The sequence below is a fragment of the Leclercia sp. GLN_9 genome, assembly GCF_043105735.1.
Classification (GTDB): domain Bacteria; phylum Pseudomonadota; class Gammaproteobacteria; order Enterobacterales; family Enterobacteriaceae; genus Enterobacter; species Enterobacter adecarboxylatus.
In genome coordinates this window covers 39094-63269 of sequence record NZ_JBICLV010000043.1, presented here as the reverse complement: position 1 = coordinate 63269, position 24176 = coordinate 39094, and the positions used below count along the sequence as shown (strand labels likewise).

Below are 24176 nucleotides of genomic sequence, written 5' to 3'. Positions count from 1 at the left end.
ATTTACATTCGATCAACATCTCGCTAAGCCAGATTCAGGATGGACCTTAAAAATTCCAGTCCTCATCCTCGGTCTCGACCGCTTTTCCCATCACATACGACGACCCCGACCCCGAGAAGAAGTCATGGTTTTCGTCGGCATTCGGTGACAGCGCCGCGAGGATCGCCGGGTTCACTTCGGCCATCTCCGGTGGGAACAGTGCCTCGTAGCCCAGGTTCATCAGCGCCTTGTTGGCGTTGTAGCAGAGGAACGCCTTCACATCCTCTTCCCAGCCGGTTCCGGCATACAGCTCTTCGGTATAGGCCAGCTCGTTGTCATAGAGATCCATCAGCAGATCCAGCGCAAAGTTTTTTAACGCCTCGCGCTCGGCCTCGCTCATTTTCTCCAGCCCTTTCTGGTACTTATAGCCAATGTAGTACCCGTGTACCGCTTCGTCGCGGATGATGAGCCGAATCAGATCCGCGGTGTTGGTCAGCTTGCCGCGGCTCGACCAGTACATCGGCAGCCAGAAGCCGGAATAGAAGAGGAACGACTCCAGAAACACGCTGGCGATCTTCTTCTTTAATGGTTCATCAGCGCGATAATGTTCCAGCACCCGCTGGGCTTTGCGCTGCAACGCCTCGCTCTCTTCGCTCCAGCGGTAGGCGGCATCCACGTCTTTGGTCTGACAGAGGGTCGAAAAGATCGAGCTGTAGGAGCGGGCATGCACCGCCTCCATAAAGCTGATGTTCGACATCACTGCCTCTTCGTGCGGTGTCAGCGCATCGGCGATCAGGGCCGGGGCACCCACGGTGTTCTGCACCGTGTCGAGCAGCGTCAGACCGGTAAAGACGCGAATGGTGAGCTGCTGCTCGGCGTGACTCAGCGTGGCCCATGCCTGCACGTCATTAGACAGGGGCACCTTTTCTGGCAGCCAGAAGTTGCTGGTCAGGCGGTTCCACACCTCCAGATCTTTGTCGTCTTCGATGTTGTTCCAGTTAATGGCCTGTACCCGTGACAGTTTCATCCTCTCTCCTTACAGCGCGCAGGACACGCAGCCTTCTGTTTCGGTGCCTTCCAGCGCAAGCTGGCGCAGGCGAATGTAGTACAGGGTCTTGATCCCTTTCTTCCACGCGTAAATCTGCGCTTTGTTGATGTCGCGGGTGGTGGCGGTATCGGGGAAGAACAGCGTCAGCGACAGCCCCTGATCGACGTGCTTTGTCGCCTCGGCATAGGTATCGATAATTTTTTCCGGGCCAATTTCGTAGGCATCCTGATACAGGGCCAGGTTGTCGTTGGTCATAAACGGGGCAGGGTAGTAGACGCGCCCGGTTTTGCCCTCTTTGCGGATCTCAATTTTCGAGACGATAGGGTGAATGCTCGAGGTCGCATGGTTGATGTAGGAGATAGAGCCGGTCGGCGGCACCGCCTGTAAGTTCTGGTTGTAAATACCGTACTGCATCACGTCGGCACGCAACTGCTGCCACATCTCGCGCGTCGGCAGGGTAACGCCAGCGCGGGCAAACAGGTCGCGCACTTTCTCCGTTTTCGGCTGCCAGTCGTTTTCCAGATACTGATTAAAATACTCGCCGCTGGCATAGCGCGACTGTTCAAAGCCCGCGAAACGCTGACGGTGTTCGCGCGCCAGCATCATCGAGGTATGCAGGGCGTGCCAGGTGATGGTGTAGAAATAGAGGTTGGTGAAATCCAGTCCCTCCGGGCTGCCGTAGGCGATCCCCTCCCGCGCCAGATAGCCGTGCAGGTTCATCTGCCCGAGGCCGATCGCGTGCGAGGCGGCATTCCCGGCCTCTACCGACGGCACGCTGCGGATGTGGCTCATGTCCGATACCGCCGACAGGCCGCGCACCGCGGTTTCGACGGTGCGGCCAAAGTCGGGGGAGTCCATAGTATGGGCAATATTCAGCGAACCCAGATTGCAGGAGATATCGTGCCCGGTCCGGGTGTAATCCAGATCCTCGTCATAGGTTGAGGCGCTGTTAACCTGCAAAATCTCCGAGCACAGGTTGCTCATGTTGATGCGCCCGGCAATCGGATTAGCGCGATTAACGGTGTCTTCAAACATGATGTACGGATAGCCGGACTCAAACTGGATCTCCGCCAGCCGCTGGAAGAAGTCGCGGGCATTCATCCAGGTCTTGCGAACGCGCGCGTCTGCCACCAGGTCGTCATACAGCTCGCTAACCGCCACATCACCAAACGGCTTGCCGTAGAGGCGCTCCACGTCATAGGGGGAGAACAGCGCCATGTCGGCGTTCTCCTTCGCCAGCCGGAAGGTGATATCCGGGATCACCACCCCCAGCGACAGGGTTTTAATGCGAATTTTTTCGTCGGCGTTTTCGCGTTTGGTATCCAGGAAACGCAGGATATCCGGGTGATGGGCATGCAGATAGACCGCTCCGGCCCCCTGGCGCGCGCCTAGCTGGTTGGCGTAGGAGAACGCGTCTTCCAGCATTTTCATGACCGGGATCACCCCGGAGGACTGGTTCTCAATGCGCTTGATGGGTGCCCCGGCTTCCCGCAGGTTCGAAAGCAAAAACGCTACGCCGCCGCCGCGTTTGGAGAGCTGCAACGCCGAGTTTACCGCGCGGCCAATCGACTCCATATTGTCTTCAATGCGCAGCAGGAAGCAGGAGACCAGCTCCCCGCGCTGAGCTTTTCCGCAGTTGAGGAAGGTGGGTGTCGCGGGCTGAAAACGGCCTGCCAGCATCTCGTCAGTAAGCTGGCGGGCCAGGTTTTCATCCCCCTGGGCGAGGGTCAGGGCCACCATCACCACCCGATCCTCAAAGTGCTCAAGGTACTGCTTGCCGTCGAAGCTTTTTAGCGTGTAGCTGGTGTAAAACTTCCACGCGCCGAGGAACGTCTTGAAACGAAAACCGCTGGCGTGAGCATGGGCAAACAGCGCCAGCACAAAGGCAGGATCGAAGCGCGACAGCACCTTCGGATCGTAATAACTCTCGCTGACCAGGTAATCGAGACGCGCCTGCGGGCTGGCAAAGGTCATGGTGTTGGGATAGACGTGGGCGTTAAAAAAGGCGTCCACCGCCTCATGATCTTTACTGAACTGGATCTTCCCGTCCCGATCGTACAGGTTGAGCATGGCGTTCAGCGCATGGAAATCGGTTGATCGCTGCATTACGCGCTCTGCGGTTGTCGTTGCCAAAATTCGTTCACTCCTTTACGCACGTTATCGACGTCCTGCTGCGTCCCCATCAGCTCGAAGCGATAGAGATACGGCACGCCGCATTTTTGTGAGATGACATCCCCGGCGCGGCCGAACGCCTCACCGAAATTACGGTTGCCAGCGGCAATCACGCCGCGGATAAGCGCCCGGTTGTGCGGATCGTTGAGAAAGCGGATCGCCTGCCGCGGCACCGCCCCGGCCGTTCCGCCCCCACCGTAGCTGGGCACCACCAGAATAAAAGGCTCGTCTACCTGGATCCGCTCCCGTTCGTTCAGGGGGATCCGCACGGCGGGTAGCCCCACGCGCTCGATAAAGCGGTGCGTGTTCTCCGAGCTGCTGGAGAAGTAGACGAGAAGGCTCATGCCCGGGCGGCCTGTGCTGGCTGCGGCAGGCGGTTAATCATGTCCGGGCGGAAGCCCGACCACCGGGTATCACCGGCGATAACCACCGGCAGCTGGCGGAACCCTTGGGCACGAAGGCTCTCTGCCGCATCAGGAACCTGGTCAACAAACACCTGCTCGAAGACCAGGCCGCGGCTCTCCATCGCACGTTTGGTGGCATGGCACTGCACGCAGTCGGCTCGAGTGTAAATAATAATGCGCATGATTCGTATTTCCATCTAGAATGGGATTCCGACGCCAGTTGCTGCGTCACCGTGAGTCTCTCTTGCTAAAGGAAATACTAGATGTAGTTGCTATAAGTTTCAACCATACAAGATATGGGAAAATATGCGGGATTTTACTGCCGGGGATGCGTTCAGCGGGAGAGGGCGCGCGCAGGGGTTAAAAAAGAAAAACCCCCACACCAGAGGGCATGGGGGCGAAGACGATAGAACGGGATCGGGGATTATTTGCGCAGAGCCAGCAGCGCACCGATAAAGATCCCCACCGCGGCGACAGTACCTACTGCACACATCGGACGTTCACGAATAAAGGTGTTAGCGCAGCCGATGGCATCACAGGCGGCCTGCTTGCCGGTGGAGCGACCCTGCAGACGCGCACGGGTTTCACGCAGCAGCGATTTGGCTTTACGTCTGGCGTCATCCGCTTCGCCCTTCGCATCTGATCCCCAGGATTTCAAAACGCTCTCCAGCGAATCCGCTAATTTCCTGACATCGTTATGGATATCCTGAACATCGTCATCAACATCGTTTCGGTTTGAACGGTTAAACATATGCTTCTCCCTTGAATTTGCGGTAATTAACAGTTTAGACCACCTTTTTAATATCTGAAGCCGGTCACGGCTTATCAGGCCGTTTATGGATTTTTCTGAAAGCACTGCTATTGCTGAATACGGTAAGGTTGCCGGGCAGGAATGATAATGAGGAAAGAATATGTATTTACGACCGGATGAGGTTGCGCGCGAACTTGAAAAAGCGGGATTTACCGTGGATGTGGTAACCCAAAAAGCATACGGGTACCGTCGTGGCGATAATTATGTTTATGTGAACCGCGAAGCACGTATGGGGCGCACGGCGCTGATCATTCATCCCACGCTGAAAGAGAGAAGTCTTTCCTTTGCGGAGCCTGCCTCAGAGATGAAAACCAGCGACCATTATGAGCAGTTCCCGCTCTATTTAGGGGGCAATAACCAGGAACATTATGGTATTCCGCATGGCTTCAGTTCCCGCATGGCGCTGGAACGTTTTCTGAAAGGCCTGTTTGGCGACTCGCAATAACGACGCGACTGGCTTTTCGCCAGTCGCCGTGCCTTACGCTTTGACCTGATGATACTGGCTGACTTTGAACAGACGTCGGCAGTAATCGAGGAAATAGCCGTACACCGCACCCATCATCATCGATACCACGATATTTGAACTTACCGCCGCGGCGATCTGGTGCCAGTCGGCTCCCACCGTTAACAAAATCGCGACATAAACGGGCGACTGAAAAGTGACATACGCAACGACGTCCGCCAGATTTTTCATCCAGCCGGTAGGGGAGTAGCGCCGGGCAAAACGCATCACCGCATCACGATAAAAACCGTACGGCCATGCAATTAAGATATTCACCGGGACGGCTACCAGACGGGAGGAAAGCGACTGCTCGAAGGTCATTCCAGAGAGGAATATTTCAATCAGCATGTTCACCACCGAACAGTAGACCACCATGGCAAAGGTATCCGCTACCGCGTGACGCAGGCGAGACTGCCGAGAGAACATGTTGTGACTCCTTCAGGGTCGTATATCAGAGAGGCTAAAGCGGGACAGGCTAGTGCTTTAGGTTGCTTTATTTTTCGTGTATAGCGTATCTCTCTGCATTAAAACCTACAATTAGCGATAAATTTTTATTTAATGGCGTTTTGTCGGGAAAATGCTCTAAACGTACCGGTTTGGTGAGCGCGGCGGCATTTTCTCTTCGGTCTTTTAATTTTTCAATTATAAACAATGGCTTATATTTTTATTTTTCAGCCTCTGGCATGGGCTGTGTTCCGGCGTAATAACGCCTGCGCTTTGCTGGCGGGTTATGTTGTAAGTTTGCGGTTGAGAAGCAAAAGATAGCGGAATAGGGATTTTTGCTTTATGCAGCAGGAATGAATGAATATTCGATATACCATCAAAATAATTGAAGGGGTAATAGCCCTGGAAAAGGTCAGGAGTTAAATAAACCTTAAACTGGTTATAAGAATAAATCATACAAAAAGTAAGGGGTCGTACTTTATATTTCTTTGTTTCATTTAATTTGAGATAAATTATATTTTCCTGCACTGTCGTCTGGATGTTCATAAACAAATGAATTACCATGACCGCTATTGCTTATTTTATCGACTTAAAAGGTTTTCATTTTATATGACTTCGCTGTTACAGAATCTTAATAATATTCGTACTCTGCGCGCCACGGCGCGTGAATTCTCGCTGGACGTGCTGGAAGATATGCTCGAAAAGCTCCGCATCGTCACCGAAGAAAAGCGTAATGAACAGGCTAAAGTTGAACAGCAGCGCGCTGAGCAGAATCAGAAAATTAACGCTCTGCTGGAGAAGATGAAAGCTGACGGTATTTCGGCAGAAGACCTGCTGGGTTCCAACCTGTTGAACACCCCGGCCCAGCCGAAGAAGCGTCAGGCGCGTGCGGCAAAATATCGCTTTACGGATACCGACGGTCAGGTGAAAACCTGGACCGGTCAGGGTCGTACGCCGAAGCCGATTACCCTTGCCCTGGCGGAAGGAAAATCACTGGATGATTTCCTGATTTAATCCGTACCCACCGGGCGGATTAACGCCGCCCGGTCGCGTCTGTTTAGCAGACGCCAAAATCGCCATCTTCTTTATACAGCGATACGTCCGCTGCCTTCAGGGTATATTTTTCCCCTTCTTCGTTACTCGCCTGTACCGCCACAATCTGATCCTCGTGTACTTCGATCACTTTCAGCTTTGGACCACCCATACGCGGTTGTACATAATCGCCAACAGAAAACATAGTTATCTCCTCATGATAGTTTCGCCCCTAACAGTAGCCCAGGCGCAGGCCGCGGTACAGCGCCACGCGCGGAATACTCCTAAATCGCCAGCCTAAACCTGTGTAAAGAGGGTAAAAGAGGGTAAAACTTCACGCGAAGGCTGGCAGCTGTGCGTAGACTCACTACGCTTAGAGTTAAAACCTCTTTTTATACAATGACCTGACTGCTTGCATGGAGAATTTATGGGTTTCTGGCGTATCGTAATTACCATCATTTTACCGCCCCTTGGCGTACTGCTGGGCAAAGGCTTTGGCTGGGCGTTTATCCTGAACATCATCCTGACGCTGCTGGGCTACATTCCTGGCCTTATCCATGCGTTCTGGGTGCAGAGCCGCAGCTAAGTTCGCCACAGTAAATCGCTGTAGATCCCGGTCAACACCCCCTGGGGTGCAAACTGCTGTTTGATCCAGCGGGTGACCTGACCGGTAGCCGCATGCTGCGTGGCGAGCAGCATGCGCGAGTCCTGGCGCGGGTTGTTGATTCGCCGCGTGACCAGTAGCCCCGCCTCCACCGCCTCTCTGGCCATATGCTCCGGTAAAAAACCAATCCCTTCCCCGAGGATCTGGCACTGACACTTGGTATTAAAATCCGGGACCAGGATCGCCTCCTGGCCGTGCAGCAGCCAGCCCACTTTTTTATTAATGGTATGCGCCGTGTCTTCGACCATGATGTTGGGGTACAGCCGCAGCTGGCTCTCCGCCAGCGGCTCGGGCGCCAGTGCCAGCGGGTGTTCCGGGGCGATGGCAAACACCCAGCGGATCGCGCCGATTTCGGTGTAATCAATCCCGCCCCCGTCGAGCAGGGTATCCGGGGCACCGATGGCGATATTCGCCTGATTATTAATGATCGAATCCCAGACGCCGTTATACACCTCGGTGGTCACCGTGATCTGGCAGGTCGGGAACTGCTTTTTCAGCACCTGCAATAAGCGTGCGGTGTGGCGCGGGGTATAGAGCAACTGGTTGATGCAGATCCGCACCCGCGTCTCAATCCCCTGGGAAATAGTGTCGATCCCGCGCTTGATGGCGTGGAAGTCATTCAGCAGGTCTATGGCTTTGCGGTAGAAGTAGAACCCCGATTCGGTCAGCTCGATGCTGCGGGTATTGCGTACAAACAGCACCACATCGAGGCCGGTCTCCATACGTTTGATGGTGTAGCTGATGGCCGAGGTGGTGACTCCCAGCTCGGCCGCGGCTTTGCTAAAGCTGCCAAATCGCGCCGCGGTGGTGAAGGCCAGCAGGTTCTCTTCGGTAAAGATGGAATTCATATCATGGCTCCTGGCACCCATCAGTTTTGAACATATTTTAACAACGCGGTTACAACTCATTTGACGCCGGTCACAGTTCTGGAAATTTGCTGCGAGCCGCACAGCGCAAGGGCTGCGTAAACATAAGAAGAATGCAGCTTAAGGGCTTAAAAAGCGGTAAAACATAAGGAAAAGGTTGCACAGACGCACATTTTGACCGGACTGTTAAATTTAACTCAACAATGAATTCGCTGTCGATGAATCATTTTTAAGCGGATTCTTTTCTGACCAGGCCGTTGCTATGCTCACTCCATCAGAAAGGAAAATCAGGAGTGTGGATATGTCCAGCAATGAACTCGTTACCGAATTTCTGCTCGCTGCCGAACAGGGGAATGCCGAAGCATTAAAAGCCTGTCTGGAAAAAGGGGTGGATATTAATGCCACCAACCGTCAGAAACGAACCGCCATTATTATTGCCAGCCTGAATAAACATTATCCCTGCGTGGAATTACTGATTGCCGCCGGGGCGAATATCGACCAGCAGGATCAGACCTGTTTCAACCCGTTCCTGATCAGTTGCCTGACCAACGATCTCACTCTGCTGCGCCTGGTACTGCCAGCCAATCCGGATCTCGATCGTCTTACGCGCTTCGGCGGTGTGGGGATCACCCCGGCCAGCGAGAAAGGGCATCTGGAAGTGGTCCAGGAGCTGCTGGCCCACACCGACATCAACGTTAACCATACCAACTTCGTTGGCTGGACCCCGCTGCTTGAAGCCATCGTGCTGAATGACGGCGGCCCCCGCCAGCAGGCGATCGTCAAGCTGCTGCTCGACCACGGCGCTAACCCGCACATGACCGACAAATACGGCAAATCCCCCCTCGAACTGGCGCGGGAAAAAGGCTTCAGCGAGATTGCCGAACTGCTGATCGCCGCCGGCGCGTAATACCCCCGGCCAGCCGTTTCAGGCTGGCCTGAAATAAAAATAGCCTTTTCCATCATGCCTTCGGGCCTGATGTGGCCCCCTTTTGCCCGCATTCAGGAGGACGTAATGCCCACCAAAATCGTGATAAAAAAGAATACGTATTTCGATTCTGTTTCGCTGATGTCGGTTTCTACCAAAGCGAATAAATTGCCCGGTGTCGAGCAGGCCTTTGTCGCCATGGCCACCGAAATGAATAAAGGCGTCTTAAAAAATCTCGGCCTGCTGACGCCGGAATTAGAGGACGCTAAAAACGGCGATCTGATGATCGTTATTAAAGGCGAGGCCGCCAACGACGACACCCTGGCCGCCATCGAAGCCCTGTTCGCCCGTAAAGAGCAAGCGGGTAGCCACGAATCGCGCTATGCCACCCTCGCCAGCGCCAAAACACATCGCCCGGACGCCAACCTGGCGGTGATCTCCGTCAACGGCACCTTTGCCGCCCGCGAGGCGCGCCAGGCGCTGGAGAACAACCTTAACGTCATGCTGTTCTCGGACAACGTCTCACTCGACGACGAGCTGGCACTCAAGCAGCTGGCCCACGAAAAAGGGCTGTTGATGATGGGCCCGGATTGCGGCACCGCCATCATTAACGGGGCAGGGCTGTGCTTTGCCAACGCGGTGCGTCGCGGAACCATTGGCATCGTCGGCGCGTCCGGCACCGGCAGCCAGGAGCTGAGCGTGCGCATCCACGAATTCGGCGGCGGTATCTCCCAGCTGATCGGCACCGGCGGTCGCGATCTGAGTGAAAAAATCGGCGGCCTGATGATGCTTGACGCCATCGCGATGCTGGAAGCCGACGACGCCACACAGGTCATCGTTCTGATCTCAAAACCCCCTGCGCCTGCGGTAGCCGAAAAAGTGCTGGCCCGCGCCCGCGCCTGTTGTAAGCCCGTCATCACCTGTTTCCTCGGCCGCAATGAACCGCCTACCGATGAAAACGGCCTGCAGTTCGCCCGCGGCACCAAAGACGCGGCGCTGAAAGCCGTTCTGCTCACCGGCATTAAACAAGAATCGCTCGATCTGCACCCGCTCAACTGGCCGCTGATTGAGGAGGTACGCGCCCGCCTGACCCCGCAGCAGAAGTACATTCGCGGTCTGTTCTGCGGCGGCACCCTGTGCGACGAAGCGATGTTCGCCGCGCTGGAAAAATATGATGACGTGTACAGCAACATTCAGCCGGATCCGGCCAAACGTCTGGCGGATATTAACGTCAGCCAGGCGCACACCTTCCTCGACTTTGGTGATGATGATTTCACCAACGGCAAGCCGCACCCGATGATCGACCCGACCAACCGTATCAGCCGCCTGCTGCAGGAGGCGCGCGATCCCGAAGTGGGGGTGATCGTGATGGACTTCGTGCTCGGCTTCGGCGCGCATGACGATCCGGTGGGGGTGATGATCGAGGCGATCAAAGAGGCGCAGGCGATCGCCCGAGCCGACAACCGGCCGCTTGAGATCCTGGGCTACGTGCTCGGCACCGACCAGGATACCCCGTCGTTGACCCAACAGTGCCAGCTACTGACCGATGCGGGGGTGATCTGGGCCAGCAGCAGTACCAACACCGGATTACTGGCACGTGAATTTGTCTGCAAAGGGGAGAAAGCCTGATGACCACCTTATTTAACCAGCCGCTGAACGTCATTAACGTCGGCATCGCCATGTTCAGCGACGATTTGAAAAAGCAGCACGTTCCGGTCACCCAACTCGACTGGACCCCGCCGGGGCAGGGCAATATGCAGGTGGTCGATGCCCTGGATCAACTGGCGGAGAAAACCCTGGCCGACAAGATTGCCGCCGCCAACAAAATCGCCCTTGAACGCATTATTCAGTCCCACCCGGTGCTGGTGGGGTATGACCAGGCGATCAACGTGGTGCCCGGCATGACCCGCACCACCATCCTGCACGCCGGTCCGCCGGTGGCGTGGGAGAACATGTGCGGGGCGATGAAAGGGGCAGTTACCGGGGCGCTGGTGTTTGAAGGGCTGGCGAAAGATATCGAAGACGCGGAGCGCGTGGCGGCGTCGGGGGAGATCACCTTCTCGCCATGCCACGAACACGACTGCGTGGGCTCGATGGCGGGCGTCACCTCCGCGTCGATGTTTATGCACATCGTCGAGAACAAAACCTACGGCAACCGCGCCTTCACCAACCTCAGCGAGCAGATGGCGAAGATCCTGCGCATGGGTGCCAACGACCAGAGCGTGATCGACCGCCTCAACTGGATGCGCGACGTGCTCGGCCCGATGCTGCGTGATGCCATGAAGATCATCGGCGAAATCGACCTGCGTTTAATGCTGGCCCAGGCCCTGCACATGGGCGACGAGTGCCACAACCGCAACAACGCCGGCACCACGCTGCTGATTCAGGCGCTGACGCCGGGGCTGATTCAGGCCGGTTATCCGGTGGAACAGCAGCGCGAGGTGTTTGAGTTTGTCGCCAGCAGCGACTACTTCTCCGGCCCGACGTGGATGGCGATGTGCAAAGCCGCGCTGGATGCCGCCCACGGCATCGAGTACAGCACCGTGGTCACCACCATGGCGCGCAACGGCTACGAGTTCGGCCTGCGCATCTCCGGCCTGCCGGGGCAGTGGTTCACCGGCCCGGCGCAGCAGGTGATTGGCCCGATGTTCGCGGGCTACAAACCGGAAGACTCCGGGCTGGATATCGGCGACAGCGCGATCACCGAAACCTACGGCATCGGCGGCTTTGCGATGGCGACGGCCCCGGCGATTGTTGCCCTGGTAGGCGGCACGGTCGAAGAAGCCATCGACTTCTCACGCCAGATGCGTGAGATCACCCTCGGCGAAAACCCGAATGTCACCATCCCGCTGCTCTCGTTTATGGGCATTCCGACGGCGATCGACATCACCCGCGTGGCCGCCAGCGGCATTCTGCCGGTGATCAACACCGCCATCGCCCATAAAGACGCCGGGATCGGCATGATTGGGGCGGGCATCGTTCACCCGCCGTTTGGCTGTTTTGAAAAGGCGCTGTTGACCTTCCGCGATCGCTACATCCTATAAGGTAAGCATCCATGAAAAGCATGAAACTGGAGTGGAAAAGAGGTGACTGGGCGGCGTACTTCGGGTTGATGACCAACAACCTGACGAACCTGCTGACCATGATGGGGCTGCTCATTTTTGTCGTCGGCATCCCGAAAGAGATTGTTTATGGCCGTATTGCGCCAGCCTTCGGGCTGGCGGTACTGGTGGCGAGCGTCTGTTATGCGTGGTTTGGTCTGCAGATGGCGCGCCAGACCGGGCGTAACGACGTGACCGCACTGCCGTCGGGGCCGAGCGCCCCGTCGATTTTCACCGTCACCTTTCTGGTGCTGATGCCGGTCTATCAGCAGACCGGCGATGCCGATTTCGCCATCCAGATCGGCCTGGTGTGGTGCTTCGTGGAGGCGATGATCCTCGCGGGCGGTTCCTTCCTGGGTGAAACCATCCGCAAGATGATCCCCCGTACCGTGCTGCTGTCGTGCCTGTCTGGTTTAGGGTTGCTGCTCCTGGCGATGAACCCGATGCTGCAGGCGTTCGAAGCGCCGACCGTGTCATTCATCGTGCTGCTGCTGATCTTCATTAACTGGTTTGGCAAAAAGCCGATTTTCGCCCGCATCCCCACCGGTCTGCTGCTGCTGATCGCCGGTACGGCACTGGCGTGGATCTCCGGCCTGCAAAGCCCGGAAGCGATCAAAGCCTCGATGTCCTCCTTCGGCTTTAACCCGCCGGAAGTGCATATCGACAGCTTTATGCAGGGGCTGCCGCACGCGCTGCCGTATCTGGCGTCGGCGGTTCCACTGGGGCTGGCGAACTACATCTTTGACCTGGAAAACATTGAGAGCGCCCACGCGGCGGGGGATGAGTACCCGACCCGCAAGGTGATGCTGGCCAACGGTCTGGCCTCCATGCTGGGCTGCCTGATGGGTAACCCGTTCCCGGTAACGGTCTACGTCGGCCACGCGGGCTGGAAAGCGATGGGGGCGAGCATCGGTTATACGCTGGCCTCCGGCGTGACCATGTTCATCGTGCCGCTGTTCGGGCTGGGAGCTTTTATGCTCGCCATCATCCCGATGACCGCCATCGTGCCGATTCTGGTCTTTATCGGGGTGGTCACCGCTAACCAGGTGGTGAGGGAAACGCCCAAAGTGGAGGTGCCCGTCATCTTTATCTGTCTGTTCCCGTGGATCGCCAACTGGGCGCTGACCATGATGAACAGCGTGATGGGGGCGGCGGGCACCAACGCGGCGAAAATCGGCACCGACGTGCTGCACAGCAAAGGGATTTACTACGAAGGGCTGATGCACCTCGGCAATGGCGCCCCCCTCGCCAGCATGCTGTGGGGCTGTATCGCCATCTTCGCCATCATCAATAAACCACTGCGCGGTGCCGTCGCTGCCGCCGTCGGTGCGCTGCTGGCCCTGTTCGGAGTGATCCACGCCCCGGTGGTCGGCTTCGCCGAAGGCAGTTCGCTGACCTTCGTGCTGGCCTATCTGATGATGAGCGGCATGTTTGTGGTGAAGCATGTGCTGGATAGCCGGGAAGCGGCGAGCGCGGCGGCACCGGTTTCCGAAGCTTAAGAGCGACCCCTCACCCTAACCCTCTCCCCCTAGGGGAGAGGGAACGATTACACCCTCTCCCCTAGGGGGAGAGGGCAGGGGTGAGGGGCCCAGACCGCACCGTTACGAAGGAAAACGTATGAAACAACTCATGGTCGTCGCCATCGGCGGCAACAGCATTATCAAAGATAACGCCAGCCAGTCGATTGAACACCAGGCGCAGGCGGTGAAAGCGGTCGCGGAGTCGGTGCTGGAAATGTTGGCCTCCGACTATGACATCGTGCTTACCCACGGCAACGGTCCCCAGGTGGGGCTGGATCTGCGCCGGGCCGAAATTGCCCACGAGCGGGAAGGACTGCCGCTCACCCCGCTGGCAAACTGCGTGGCCGATACCCAGGGCGGGATCGGCTACCTGATCCAGCAGGCGCTGAACAACCGCCTTGCCGCTCGCGGCGAGCAAAAGGCGGTGACGGTGGTCACCCAGGTTGAGGTCGACAAAAACGACCCCGGCTTTACCCATCCGACTAAACCGATTGGCGCGTTTTTCAGCGAAGCCCAGCGGGACGCGCTTCAGCAGGCTCATCCCGACTGGCATTTCGTTGAGGATTCGGGCCGCGGATACCGCCGCGTGGTGGCCTCGCCGCAGCCGGTGCGTATCGTCGAAGCCGATGCCATCAAGACCCTGACGCAAAAAGGCTTTGTGGTGATTGGCGCGGGCGGCGGCGGCATTCCCGTAGTGCGTACCGAGCAGGGCGACTACCAGAGCGTGGATGCGGTGATCGACAAAGATCTCTCCACCGCGCTGCTGGCCCGGGAGATCCGCGCCGATGTGCTTGTGATCACCACCGGCGTGGAGAAAGTGTGCATTAACTTCGGCAAACCCAACCAGCAGGCGCTGGAGACGGTGAACGTGGCGCAGATGACGCGCTACATGGAAGAGGGCCACTTCCCGGCAGGCAGCATGCTGCCGAAAATCGTTGCCAGCCTGGCATTCCTGTACCACGGCGGCACGCGGGTAATCATTACCTCGCCGGACTGCCTGCCCGCGGCGCTGCGCGGGGAAACGGGTACCCATATTGTGGCTTAACCCCGGCGGGCTTCAGCCCGCTGCGTGTGTTGTGGCTTAACTCCATGGGGCTTCAGCCCGCTGCGTGTGTTGTGGCTTAACTCCATGGGGCTTAAGCCTGCTGTGTGTGTTGAAACATAACTCCGGCGCGCTTCAGCTCGCGGCACGTGTTGTGGTTTAACCCCGGCGGGCTTCAGTCCGCTGTGAGTGTTATGACTTAACTCCGGCAGGCTTCAGCCCGCTGGTTGTGAATAGGTAAGTAAAAGGAAGAGACAATGACAGAGAATAAAAGCCGCCGGGAGTTTCTCAGCCAGAGCGGCAAAATCGCTACCGCTGCCACCGCCTGCGCCCTGTTTGGCGCGACCGGATCCGTCGCGTATGCTGCTGACACAGCGAAACCGATCTGCGAGACGGGCAAACCGATGAACATCACCGCGACACACTACTATCTGGACAACGTGCTGCTGGAGGCCGGGTTTAACTTTGACGGCAACGTGGCCGTCAGCACCCGCACCGAGCTGAAAACGCTGGAGATCAAGGACGGCAAAATCGCCGCGCTGCTGGACAATAACAGCCACGCCGACGCCACGCTGCCGCACTACGATGCTGGCGGCAAGCTGCTGCTACCGGCGATGCGCGACATGCACATCCATCTGGATAAAACCTTCTACGGCGGCCCGTGGCGCTCGCTTAACCGTCCGGCGGGCACCACTATTCAGGATATGATCCGCCTTGAGCAGAAGCTGCTCCCGGAACTGCAACCCTACACTCAGGAGCGGGCAGAAAAGTTAATCGATCTGATCCAGTCGAAAGGCTCCACCATCGCCCGCAGCCACTGCAATATCGAACCGGTTTCCGGGCTGAAAAACCTGGAAAATTTACAGGCGGTACTGGCCCGGCGTAAGCCTGGCTTCGATTGTGAAATTGTCGCCTTCCCGCAGCACGGCCTGTTGCTTTCGAACGCTGAAAAGCTGATGCGCGAAGCGATGCAGGCCGGGGCGCACTACGTCGGCGGGCTGGATCCCACCAGCGTCGACGGCGCGATGGAGAAATCCCTCGACCTCATGTTCCAGATTGCGCTGGATTACGACAAAGGGGTGGATATCCACCTGCACGAAACCAGCCCGGCGGGCGTGGCGGCGGTGAACTACATGGTGCAGACCGTGGAGAAAACACCTGAGCTGAAGGGCAAGCTGACCATCAGTCACGCCTTTGCGCTGGCAACGATGAACGAGCAGCAGGTGGATGAGATCGCCACCCGCATGGCGGCGCAGCAGGTGACTATCGCCTCCACGGTGCCAATTGGCACCCTGCATATGCCGCTTAAGCAGCTGCGCGATAAAGGCGTATTTGTCATGACCGGCACCGACAGCGTGATCGACCACTGGTCGCCGTATGGCCTCGGCGACATGCTGGAAAAAGCCAACCTCTATGCCCAGCTCTATATTCGCCCGAACGAGCAGACGCTTTCTCGCGCATTAGGGATAGCGACCGGCGACGTGCTGCCGCTGAACGACAACGGCGAGCGGGTATGGCCGAAAGCCCAGGATGCCGCCAGCTTTGTGCTGGTGGATGCCTCCTGTTCCGCCGAAGCGGTGGCGCGCATTTCCCCGCGTACCGCCACCTTCCATAACGGCAACCTCGTCTGGGGCACAGTAGGCTGAGGATCCCCACCCAAAAATGGGCACGGTCGGCCCCCTCTCCCCTTTGGGGAGAGCGTTGGGGTGAGGGGCGAACATGCCACCTCCCTGTGGGCTAAGCGATCCTCACACAAAAACTGGCACGTTCAGCTCCCTCTCCCCTTTGGGGAGAGGGTTGGGGTGAGGGGAAACATGCCACCTCCCTGTAGGCCGAGGGATCCCCACAAAAAACTGGCACGGTCGGCCCCCTCTCCCCTTTGGGGAGAGGGTTGGGGTGAGGGGAAACATACGACCTCCCTGTAGGCTGGGGGATCCCCACACAAAAACTGGCACGGTCAGCCCCCTCTCCCCTTTGGGGAGAGGGTGGGGGTGAGGGGGAACATGCGATCTCCCAGTGGGAGAGGACAACAAATCGTATTGGCGCTACAGGTGATACCCCGATAATCGCAGCTCCCGGTCAATCCACTCGACAAACTGCTGGATCTTCCAGCTGCGCTCATTCATATGCGGCATCACCAGATGATGCGCGTTAATGGCGATACCCGGCTCGGCGGGAAACACCTCTACCAGCGAGCCGTCGTTCAGGTGGTCGGTGGCCATCATTTTACTTTCCAGAATAAACCCCAGCCCCATGCGGGCGGCTTCAAAGCTCATATAGGAACGGTCGAAGCTCAGGCTGAAGTTGAGCCAGGGCCTGTCGATGTTGTGCCACGCGAACCATTTTTCCCAGTTAACCAGGGTGCTGGTGGAGGAAATCAGCGCCTGTTGCAGGAGATCCTGCGGTGACGCGACCGGGTGCTCGCGCAGATAGTCCGGCGAGGCCAGCACCACCAGCGCATCGTTTTTAATGGTCATCACCCGATAGGCGTCCCAGTCCGGGATGCCGTGACGAATATCGATGTCGATGTTATCCCGGGCGAACTGCAGGTTTTCATACGAGCAGGTCAGGTTAACGGTGATATCAGGATAGTGCGCGCGAAACTTGCCCAGACGGCGCAGCAGCCATGTCAGGCCAAAAGTGGGGGAGGAGTGAATGCGCAGCACCGGGTTATCCGCTTCCTTCATCACCTGCTCGGTGGCGCGGCCAATCGCGCTCATGGCCGCCGACACGTCACGGAGGTACTTTTCCCCGGTCTGCGTAAGCAGTACGCCTTTGCCGCTGCGGATGAACAGCTTTTTGCCCAGCCAGGCTTCCAGCGCCGCAATCTGATGGCTCACCGCCGATGGTGTGACGTTAAGTTGCTCGGCCGCCTGGTGAATGCTCAGGGCATTGGCGACCGCCAGGAATGACTGAATATTTCGCAGCGAGGGTAAGGGTAGCGTCTGGCGATCCTGCGCGGGCATAACCCGTTCTCCTTGAATCTGTTGCGGTAAAAAAACATAGCATTCTGGCCTGGTGCCAGCAATGTTATTCGGGCTGAATGGATTAAACATGATCCCCGCCACATTTTTCTGCGCATTATATCCCGGCCAATTTTCGCGTTATTTTTATGACGTATATCGCGAATCAAATTTATCTCAGCAATAAATGAGTTTTATTGCATGGTGTTTCAAATGTAAGCCGATATATTGACGTTGAACACGAAATTAAAACGACTCACGTTGTTCGAATAATGAGGTAAAACATGTCTCGTATAGAACAAGCTACCCCCTACATAGCGACCAAAAAAACCAATTATCGCTTCGTGGTACTGGCGTTGATATTTATTGTGTATGCCATTAATTATGCAGACAGAACAAATATCGGAGCCGTACTTCCCTTTATCATCGACGAATTCCATATCAATAATTTCGAAGCCGGTGCCATCGCCAGTATGTTTTTTCTGGGCTATGCACTCAGCCAAATCCCGGCGGGCTTTTTTATCGCCAAAAAAGGCATCCGCGGTATGGTGGCGCTCTCCATTTTTGGCTTTTCTGCCTTCACCTGGCTGATGGGTACGGCGACATCGGTACTGGGGCTGAAGTTTATTCGTCTCGGCCTCGGGCTGACGGAAGGGCCATGCCCGGTGGGGCTGGCCTCGACCATCAACAACTGGTTCCCGCCGAAGGAGAAAGCCACCGCCACCGGCGTCTATATCGCCGCAACCATGTTTGCGCCCATTTTTGTTCCGCCGCTGGCGGTCTGGATCGCCATGACCTGGGGCTGGCGCTGGGTCTTTTTCTCCTTCGCCATTCCGGGGCTGGTTATCGCGGTAGTCTGGTATCTGCTGGTACGCACCAAACCCGGTGAAAGCGCCTTTGTCTCCCGGGCCGAGCTGGAAACCATCACTCAGGGGCAAGAGACGGCCACCTCCCGCCGGGAAAATATTGTCATCGCACCGCGCTTTAGCTGGCTTGACCGCCTGATCCGCGTTCGCGACCTCACCCCGGTAAGCACGGTAAAAGGGCTGTTCACCTCGAAGAACATTCTGGGCGACTGCCTGGCCTACTTCATGATGGTGAGCGTACTTTACGGCCTGCTCACCTGGATCCCGCTCTATCTGGTGAAAGAGAAGGGCTTTACCTTTATGAGTATGGGGCTGGTCGCCAGCATGCCGTGCATCGGTGGGTTCATCGGGGCCATCTTCGGCGGCTACGTCTCGGACAAGCTGCTGGGGCGCAGACGCAAGCCGACCATGATGTTTACCGCCATCAGCACCGTGGTGATGATGATCATTATGCTCAATATTCCGCAAAGCACCGTGGCGGTCTGCATCGGCCTCTTTTTTGTCGGTCTCTGTCTGAATATCGGCTGGCCCGCCTTTACGGCCTACGGAATGGCCGTGGCGGACAGTAAAACCTATCCCATTGCCGCGTCGATCATTAATAGCGGCGGCAATCTCGGCGGATTTGTCTCACCGATGCTGGCAGGTTATCTGCTGGATAAAACAGGAAGTTTTAATTCCGTCTTTATTTATTTCGGCATTTGCGCGGCCATCGGTTTATTCGTGATATTCCTGCTGGAAGAGCCGAAATAATAAATTTAATACCCCTCACGATCATGGAGTAAATATATGCTACTGAAAGATAAAGTCGCCGTTATTACCGGCGCGGCCTCCGTACGCGGTTTGGGTTTTGCCACCGCAAAATTATATGCCGAACAGGGGGCAAAGGTTGTCATTATTGATTTAAATGCCGACGCCAGCCAGGCGGCTGCGGCGAGCCTGGGAGAAGCCCATCTGGGCCTGGCGGCCAACGTCAGCAACGAGCAGCAGGTTAACGCCGCTATCGAGCAGGTGCTGGGTAAATACGGGCGTATCGATATTCTGGTAAATAACGCCGGGATCACCCAGCCCATCAAGCTGATGGATATTAAACGCGAAAACTATGACGCGGTACTGGACGTGAGCCTGCGTGGCACCTTGTTGATGTCCCAGGCGGTGATCCCCACCATGCGCGCTCAGCAGTCCGGCAGCATCGTCTGTATCTCCTCGGTGTCGGCCCAGCGAGGCGGCGGCATTTTCGGCGGGCCGCACTACAGCGCGGCAAAAGCGGGCGTGCTGGGGCTGGCAAAAGCCATGGCGCGCGAGCTGGGGCCGGATAACGTGCGCGTGAACTGCATCACCCCGGGACTGATTCAGACCGATATCACCGCGGGCAAACTTTCAGATGAGATGAAAACCGCCATTCTGGCGGGCATCCCGCTGAACCGTCTTGGCGATGCGCAGGATATTGCCCGGGCCGCGCTGTTCCTGGGCAGCGATCTCTCTTCCTACTCCACCGGCATCACGCTCGACGTGAACGGCGGCATGCTGATCCACTAAGGAGACATCAACATGACTGATACGACAGTACAACAGGTCGCCGCTGCCGCCTGGCGCATTCGCCGCTATGCGCTGCGGATGGGGGAAGTGCAGGGGCAGGGTTATATCGGCCAGGCGCTGGGCTATGCAGATGTGCTGGCCACCGCCTTTGCCCACGGCATGTCCATCAAACCCGACGAACCTGAATGGGAAGGACGCGACCGCTTTCTGCTCTCCCACGGACACTACGCCATCGCCTGTTATGCGGCGCTGATCGAGGCGGGCATTATTCCTGAAGAGGAACTGGAGACCTACGGCTCGGACGACAGCCGTCTGCCGATGTCCGGTATGGCGACCTACACGCCGGGCATGGAGATCTCCGGCGGCTCGCTGGGACAGGGCTTGAGCATCGGCGTGGGCATGGCCCTGGGGCTGAAGCATAAAAACAGTGCAGCCTGGGTGATCAACTCCATGTCCGACGGCGAGCTGGACGAGGGGTCTACCTGGGAGGCGGCGATGTCTGCCGCCCATTACGGCCTGTCGAACCTGATCGTGCTGGTGGATATCAACCGTCAGCAGGCCGACGGCAACTCGCACAAAATCCTCGGCTTTGAGCCGCTGGAAGATAAGTGGACCTCGTTCGGCTGGTACGTGCAGCGGGTCAACGGTAATGACGTGCCATCTCTGGTCGCGGCCTTTGATAACGCGAAGCGCTACCCGGAGAGCCAGCCGCGCGTCATCCTGTGCGACACCCTGATGGGCAAGGGCGTGGCCTTCCTTGAGCAGCGCGACAAGAACCATTTCATACGCGTGGACGCTGACGAGTGGCAAAAAGCGCTCGCGGTACTGGACGCGAACAAACCGGAAGGAGTGCAATGATGAGCCAGACAAGCGAGAAAAAACCGCGTTTAACCACCTCGGCCATGATCGCCTCTATTGCCGACGAAGGTCAGGAGACCCGCGCCGCGCCGTTTGGCCACGCGCTGGTGAAGCTGGCGGAGCAACGCCCGGAGATCGTCGGCATGACGGCAGATCTGTCGAAGTACACCGATCTGCATATTTTTGCCCAGGCTTACCCGGAGCGCTTCTACCAGATGGGGATGGCAGAACAGCTGTTAATGGGCGCCGCAGGCGGGATGGCAAAAGAGGGCTTTATCCCCTTCGCCACTACCTATGCAGTATTTGCTACCCGCCGCGCCTATGACTTTATTCATCAGGTGATCGCTGAAGAGCATCTCAATGTGAAAATCTGCGCAGCGCTACCGGGGCTGACCACGGGTTACGGCCCGAGCCATCAGGCAACGGAGGATATCGCCATCATGCGCGGCATTCCGGGCATGACCATTATCGACCCCTGCGACGCCATAGATACCGAGCAGGCGGTCCCCGCTATTGCGGCGCACAATGGCCCGGTCTATATGCGCCTGCTGCGTGGCAAGGTGCCGGTGGTGCTGGATCAGTACAACTACCAGTTCCGCATCGGTAAAGCCGCGCTGCTGGAAGAGGGGAGCGACGTGCTGATTATCGCCTCCGGGTTAATGACCATGCGGGCGCTGGAGGCGGCAAAACAGCTGCGCAAAGATAACATCAGCGTGGCCGTGCTTCACTCGCCTACCATCAAGCCGCTGGACGAAGAGACCATTCTGGCGCAGGCGGCGAAGCCGGGCAGGCTGGTAGTAGTGGCGGAAAACCACAGCAGCGTCGGCGGGCTGTGCGAGGCGGTGGCCTCGCTCTTGATGCGCCATCGCGTGAACGTCGATTTCGATACCGTCGCACTGCCGGATGCTTTCCTCGATGCCGGGGCGCTGCCGACCCTGCACGACCGCTATGGGATCTCCACCGCGGCGATGGTGGAAAAAATTCGCCGCAGGCTGTGACATTAACCGGGGCGAGGCCGACTCGCCCCGATCGCCATTAATATCCCACCTTATACACCCGTCCGCTCTGCACCCCTTCCACGCTGCGGCGATAGGCCTGGGCCACGCTCGCGGCAGACACGCTTTCAAACCCCGGTAAGAAGCCGTCGTAGGCCTCGGCGGATTCGGTCAGTACCGTCGGGCTAATCAGGTTGATGCGGATCCCGCGCGGCAGTTCACAGGCGGCAGCGCGAACAAAGCCTTCCAGCGCCGCATTCACCGTGGTGGCGTTCACGCCCTGGGCAATCGGTTCGTGGGCCACGATGCCGCTAATCAGAGTAATCGAGCCGCCTTCGTTCAGGTAATGCTGGCCGGTTAGCGCCAGGCGCACCTGACCCAGTAATTTGTCCTGCAATCCCTGGTTAAACTCGCTGTCGGTCATGGTCGTGAGCGGGCCAAAGTGCAGCCCGCCGCTGGCGGAGACAATCGCATCCACCGGGCCGATCTTCTCAAACAGCGCCTGCACGCTGGCCTGCGAGGTGATATCCACCTGATGATCGCCTTTCGTGCGGCCTACGCGAATGACGTCGTGACGACGACTTAACTCTTCTGTGACTGCGCGACCAACCGTACCGCTGGCACCAATAATGACGATTTTCATAGCCGACTCCTTATGTTGTGAGCCTTCATTGTTTAGCAAATTAAAAGAGGGATAAACTGGGCTAAAGTTAGATCATTACTAACCAGAGGTTTGCAATATGGATAAGCTTCGCGGCATGGAGACTTTTATCGCGGTGGTGGAGAGCGGCAGCTTTACCGGTGCTGCGGCGCGGCTGGAGATGTCGGCGGTGATGGTCGGGAAGTACATCGCCTGGCTGGAGGCGCAGCTTGGCACCCGGCTGCTGGAGCGCAACACCCGCCGCCAGAGCCTGACCGATGCCGGGCGGGTCTGGTTTGAAGAGGCAAAGCGGGTCATCGAGCAGGTCGCCATCGCTGAACGCTCGGTAGAGCGTCTGCGTACCGCCCCGGCGGGCACGCTGCGGGTGACGGCGCCCACCTCGTTCGGCGGGTGCGTGATCGCCCCGCTGACCGCCACCTTTTTGCAGCGCTTCCCGGAGGTGCGCGTCGAGCTGGATCTGACCAATCGGATGGTCGATCTGGTGGAGGAGGGGGTGGACCTGGCGATCCGTATCGGCGACATCCACACCGAGGATCTGGTGGCGAAATACCTTTGCCCGTACCGAATGGTGATCTGCGCCGCACCGGACTATTTAGCCCGTCACGGCACGCCGCAAACGCCGGACGATCTGGTGGATCATCTTTGTCTGTCGCACACGGTGTGGACCGCGCGCAACGAGTGGCGGCTACCGGGCATGGAAGGGGAGGTGCGCTGGAAGCGTGATGCGATCTTGCGCTGTAACGACGGGTACGGGCTGCGAATGGCGGCGATTGCCGGGGCGGGATTACTGTTACAACCGGAGGTGCTGGTGGCGGACGAGCTGGCGAATGGTCGGCTGATTCGGGTGCTGGAGAATTTCACCCCCCAGCCGAGGCCGGTGCATTTGTTGTGGCGTCAGGACTTACGGCCGTTACCGAAACTTACCCAATTTATCGCACATATCATGAAACATGCACAGACTGTCCCCTCTCCCTTTCAGGGAGAGGGGACAGTCTGAGGGTCAGAAGCGATAACCTACGCCCACATTCCAGCCGTTGATGTCGTAATCGTCGCCCAAATCGGCAGTGGTGCCTTCGTAACCGACGTGGATCGACAGGTCAGGCGTTGCGTTAAACTGCACGCCCGCGCCGTAGGCAAAAGAGGTGGATTTCTCATTGATGCCGTCGCGCTGGGTATAGTAGTCGCCACCGTTCACCCAGGTGGTGTGGCCGTCTGCTTTCACGCGCGCCACACCGCCCAGTGCATACAGGGAAACGAATTCGTTCAGGCGATACGCCGGGCCAGCCATCAGGGAGTAATATTTCACTTCGATATGGTTTTTAACGGAGTCAGAGAAAAGATAATAATGCTCGTCCTGATCGCCGCTCATATAGGTGAATGAGCCCACCAGGCTAACCGGGGAATCCCACTCATAGCGATACTGAACGTTCACGCCGCGGATATTTTTAAAGTCTTCAACGTTACTCTGCGCATAACCCACAGATACGGTCTGATTATCCGCCAGAGCAGCGCCGCTTGCCAGCGTTGCCGCAACCCATACCGCCAGAGCTATTTTTTTCATTTTCCGTAATCCTTGTTGTCGTTTTTTATGTGTAATGCCATATATCCCATCCTTCAGGCTGGAGATATTCCACTGCAAATTAAGGCGGTAAAATTGTTGGTTTTTTTACTGGGGGATAAAATAGGGAATAATCTTAAAGGCCGGAATAGTCCTGGAATTAGCCCCCCCTGTATTGGTAGGGGAGCACGTTTACTCATCATAACCGTTGGTCATATTATTCTGAGTG

Annotated in this window: 26 protein-coding genes; 14 read left to right on the top strand and 12 right to left on the bottom strand. The window is 57.4% G+C overall.

From position 1 onward, the window contains the following. Positions 1 to 46: 46 nt before the first annotated feature. The 5 genes from nrdF to ACF8PE_RS21995 form a co-directional block, all read right to left on the bottom strand. On the bottom strand, positions 47 to 1006 hold the full coding sequence (gene nrdF / locus ACF8PE_RS22015; RefSeq protein ID WP_144882633.1) for a class 1b ribonucleoside-diphosphate reductase subunit beta: 960 nt from the start codon (positions 1004 to 1006) through the stop codon (positions 47 to 49). 9 nt (positions 1007 to 1015) lie between these two features. Further along, positions 1016 to 3160: a class 1b ribonucleoside-diphosphate reductase subunit alpha gene (nrdE, locus tag ACF8PE_RS22010; protein WP_392495291.1), complete on the bottom strand. Its 2145-nt coding sequence runs from the start codon at positions 3158 to 3160 to the stop codon at positions 1016 to 1018. Next, positions 3133 to 3543 (bottom strand): class Ib ribonucleoside-diphosphate reductase assembly flavoprotein NrdI, encoded by a 411-nt coding sequence (nrdI, locus tag ACF8PE_RS22005; protein ID WP_077226180.1) that lies wholly within the window; start codon positions 3541 to 3543, stop codon positions 3133 to 3135. The genes nrdE and nrdI overlap by 28 nt, the downstream gene beginning before the upstream one ends. Then, the gene (gene nrdH / locus ACF8PE_RS22000; RefSeq protein WP_071886424.1) at positions 3540 to 3800 is read right to left on the bottom strand and encodes a glutaredoxin-like protein NrdH; all 261 of its coding nucleotides are present in this window, start codon (positions 3798 to 3800) and stop codon (positions 3540 to 3542) included. Before nrdH ends, nrdI begins: the two co-directional genes overlap by 4 nt. A 227-nt stretch (positions 3801 to 4027) precedes the next feature. Continuing rightward, entirely contained in the window at positions 4028 to 4354 is a 327-nt protein-coding gene (locus tag ACF8PE_RS21995; protein WP_032613488.1) for a DUF883 family protein, read from the bottom strand. A gap of 160 nt (positions 4355 to 4514) precedes the next feature. On the opposite strand from ACF8PE_RS21995, the gene ACF8PE_RS21990 reads away from it, so the two are divergent. Next, a complete protein-coding gene (locus ACF8PE_RS21990; protein ID WP_032613486.1) occupies positions 4515 to 4859 on the top strand; it encodes a DUF2002 family protein in 345 nt (114 codons plus the stop codon). A 33-nt stretch (positions 4860 to 4892) separates the two neighbouring features. Here ACF8PE_RS21990 and alaE read toward each other — a convergent pair whose 3' ends face one another. Next, on the bottom strand, positions 4893 to 5342 hold the full coding sequence (gene alaE, locus ACF8PE_RS21985) for an L-alanine exporter AlaE (protein ID WP_032613484.1): 450 nt from the start codon (positions 5340 to 5342) through the stop codon (positions 4893 to 4895). Positions 5343 to 5558: 216 nt separating this feature from the next. Continuing rightward, positions 5559 to 5906, bottom strand: a complete 348-nt coding sequence (locus tag ACF8PE_RS21980; RefSeq protein ID WP_392495290.1) for a hypothetical protein — start codon at positions 5904 to 5906, stop codon at positions 5559 to 5561. A 63-nt stretch (positions 5907 to 5969) separates the two neighbouring features. Here ACF8PE_RS21980 and stpA point away from each other — a divergent pair, with 63 nt between their 5' ends. After that, positions 5970 to 6374: a DNA-binding protein StpA gene (gene stpA / locus ACF8PE_RS21975; protein WP_392495289.1), complete on the top strand. Its 405-nt coding sequence runs from the start codon at positions 5970 to 5972 to the stop codon at positions 6372 to 6374. 43 nt (positions 6375 to 6417) lie between these two features. Here the strand turns inward: stpA and ACF8PE_RS21970 are convergent, their stop codons facing one another. Next, positions 6418 to 6597, bottom strand: coding sequence for a hypothetical protein (locus ACF8PE_RS21970; protein ID WP_392495288.1), 180 nt, complete (start codon positions 6595 to 6597; stop codon positions 6418 to 6420). A gap of 222 nt (positions 6598 to 6819) precedes the next feature. Here ACF8PE_RS21970 and ACF8PE_RS21965 point away from each other — a divergent pair, with 222 nt between their 5' ends. Beyond that, complete coding sequence (locus tag ACF8PE_RS21965) at positions 6820 to 6978, top strand: YqaE/Pmp3 family membrane protein (RefSeq protein ID WP_032613478.1); 159 nt, start codon at positions 6820 to 6822, stop codon at positions 6976 to 6978. Here ACF8PE_RS21965 and ACF8PE_RS21960 read toward each other — a convergent pair. Beyond that, complete coding sequence (locus ACF8PE_RS21960) at positions 6975 to 7904, bottom strand: LysR substrate-binding domain-containing protein (protein ID WP_077226181.1); 930 nt, start codon at positions 7902 to 7904, stop codon at positions 6975 to 6977. The genes ACF8PE_RS21965 and ACF8PE_RS21960 overlap by 4 nt on opposite strands. 319 nt (positions 7905 to 8223) lie before the next feature. Here ACF8PE_RS21960 and ACF8PE_RS21955 point away from each other — a divergent pair, with 319 nt between their 5' ends. The 6 genes from ACF8PE_RS21955 to ACF8PE_RS21930 all read left to right on the top strand — a co-directional run bounded on the left by ACF8PE_RS21955 (position 8224) and on the right by ACF8PE_RS21930 (position 16156). Beyond that, positions 8224 to 8829 (top strand): ankyrin repeat domain-containing protein, encoded by a 606-nt coding sequence (locus ACF8PE_RS21955; RefSeq protein WP_032613474.1) that lies wholly within the window; start codon positions 8224 to 8226, stop codon positions 8827 to 8829. 105 nt (positions 8830 to 8934) lie between these two features. After that, complete coding sequence (gene fdrA / locus ACF8PE_RS21950; protein ID WP_392495287.1) at positions 8935 to 10476, top strand: acyl-CoA synthetase FdrA; 1542 nt, start codon at positions 8935 to 8937, stop codon at positions 10474 to 10476. Beyond that, complete coding sequence (locus tag ACF8PE_RS21945; RefSeq protein WP_285126197.1) at positions 10476 to 11891, top strand: DUF1116 domain-containing protein; 1416 nt, start codon at positions 10476 to 10478, stop codon at positions 11889 to 11891. The genes fdrA and ACF8PE_RS21945 overlap by 1 nt, the downstream gene beginning before the upstream one ends. 11 nt (positions 11892 to 11902) lie before the next feature. Continuing rightward, positions 11903 to 13447 (top strand): hypothetical protein, encoded by a 1545-nt coding sequence (locus tag ACF8PE_RS21940; protein ID WP_059307337.1) that lies wholly within the window; start codon positions 11903 to 11905, stop codon positions 13445 to 13447. 118 nt (positions 13448 to 13565) lie between these two features. Then, a complete protein-coding gene (locus ACF8PE_RS21935) occupies positions 13566 to 14513 on the top strand; it encodes a carbamate kinase family protein (RefSeq protein ID WP_144839289.1) in 948 nt (315 codons plus the stop codon). 254 nt (positions 14514 to 14767) lie between these two features. Further along, the gene (locus ACF8PE_RS21930) at positions 14768 to 16156 is read left to right on the top strand and encodes an amidohydrolase family protein (protein WP_059307339.1); all 1389 of its coding nucleotides are present in this window, start codon (positions 14768 to 14770) and stop codon (positions 16154 to 16156) included. A 399-nt stretch (positions 16157 to 16555) separates the two neighbouring features. Here the strand turns inward: ACF8PE_RS21930 and ACF8PE_RS21925 are convergent, their stop codons facing one another. After that, positions 16556 to 17476 carry a LysR substrate-binding domain-containing protein gene (locus ACF8PE_RS21925; protein WP_059307340.1) on the bottom strand — a complete coding sequence of 307 codons (921 nt, stop codon included), beginning with the start codon at positions 17474 to 17476 and terminating at the stop codon, positions 16556 to 16558. Between the two features lie 281 nt (positions 17477 to 17757). Between ACF8PE_RS21925 and ACF8PE_RS21920 the strand changes: the two genes are divergently transcribed. Genes ACF8PE_RS21920 through ACF8PE_RS21905 form a run of 4 tightly spaced genes read left to right on the top strand, consistent with a single transcriptional unit; the run spans position 17758 to position 21731 of the window. Continuing rightward, positions 17758 to 19089, top strand: a complete 1332-nt coding sequence (locus ACF8PE_RS21920) for an MFS transporter (protein WP_144839285.1) — start codon at positions 17758 to 17760, stop codon at positions 19087 to 19089. Positions 19090 to 19125: 36 nt separating this feature from the next. Beyond that, positions 19126 to 19875, top strand: coding sequence for an SDR family NAD(P)-dependent oxidoreductase (locus tag ACF8PE_RS21915; RefSeq protein WP_032613441.1), 750 nt, complete (start codon positions 19126 to 19128; stop codon positions 19873 to 19875). 12 nt (positions 19876 to 19887) lie between these two features. Then, positions 19888 to 20733 carry a transketolase gene (locus ACF8PE_RS21910; protein ID WP_392495286.1) on the top strand — a complete coding sequence of 282 codons (846 nt, stop codon included), beginning with the start codon at positions 19888 to 19890 and terminating at the stop codon, positions 20731 to 20733. After that, the gene (locus ACF8PE_RS21905; protein ID WP_103792513.1) at positions 20733 to 21731 is read left to right on the top strand and encodes a transketolase family protein; all 999 of its coding nucleotides are present in this window, start codon (positions 20733 to 20735) and stop codon (positions 21729 to 21731) included. Before ACF8PE_RS21910 ends, ACF8PE_RS21905 begins: the two co-directional genes overlap by 1 nt. Positions 21732 to 21768: 37 nt before the next feature. Here the strand turns inward: ACF8PE_RS21905 and ACF8PE_RS21900 are convergent, their stop codons facing one another. Continuing rightward, the gene (locus ACF8PE_RS21900) at positions 21769 to 22371 is read right to left on the bottom strand and encodes a short chain dehydrogenase (RefSeq protein WP_392495285.1); all 603 of its coding nucleotides are present in this window, start codon (positions 22369 to 22371) and stop codon (positions 21769 to 21771) included. A gap of 97 nt (positions 22372 to 22468) precedes the next feature. Here ACF8PE_RS21900 and ACF8PE_RS21895 point away from each other — a divergent pair, with 97 nt between their 5' ends. After that, complete coding sequence (locus tag ACF8PE_RS21895; RefSeq protein WP_059307343.1) at positions 22469 to 23386, top strand: LysR family transcriptional regulator; 918 nt, start codon at positions 22469 to 22471, stop codon at positions 23384 to 23386. Between the two features lie 3 nt (positions 23387 to 23389). On the opposite strand, the gene ACF8PE_RS21890 is transcribed toward ACF8PE_RS21895, so the two are convergent. Next, positions 23390 to 23950, bottom strand: a complete 561-nt coding sequence (locus ACF8PE_RS21890; protein WP_392495284.1) for an Ail/Lom family outer membrane beta-barrel protein — start codon at positions 23948 to 23950, stop codon at positions 23390 to 23392. Positions 23951 to 24176: the final 226 nt, after the last annotated feature.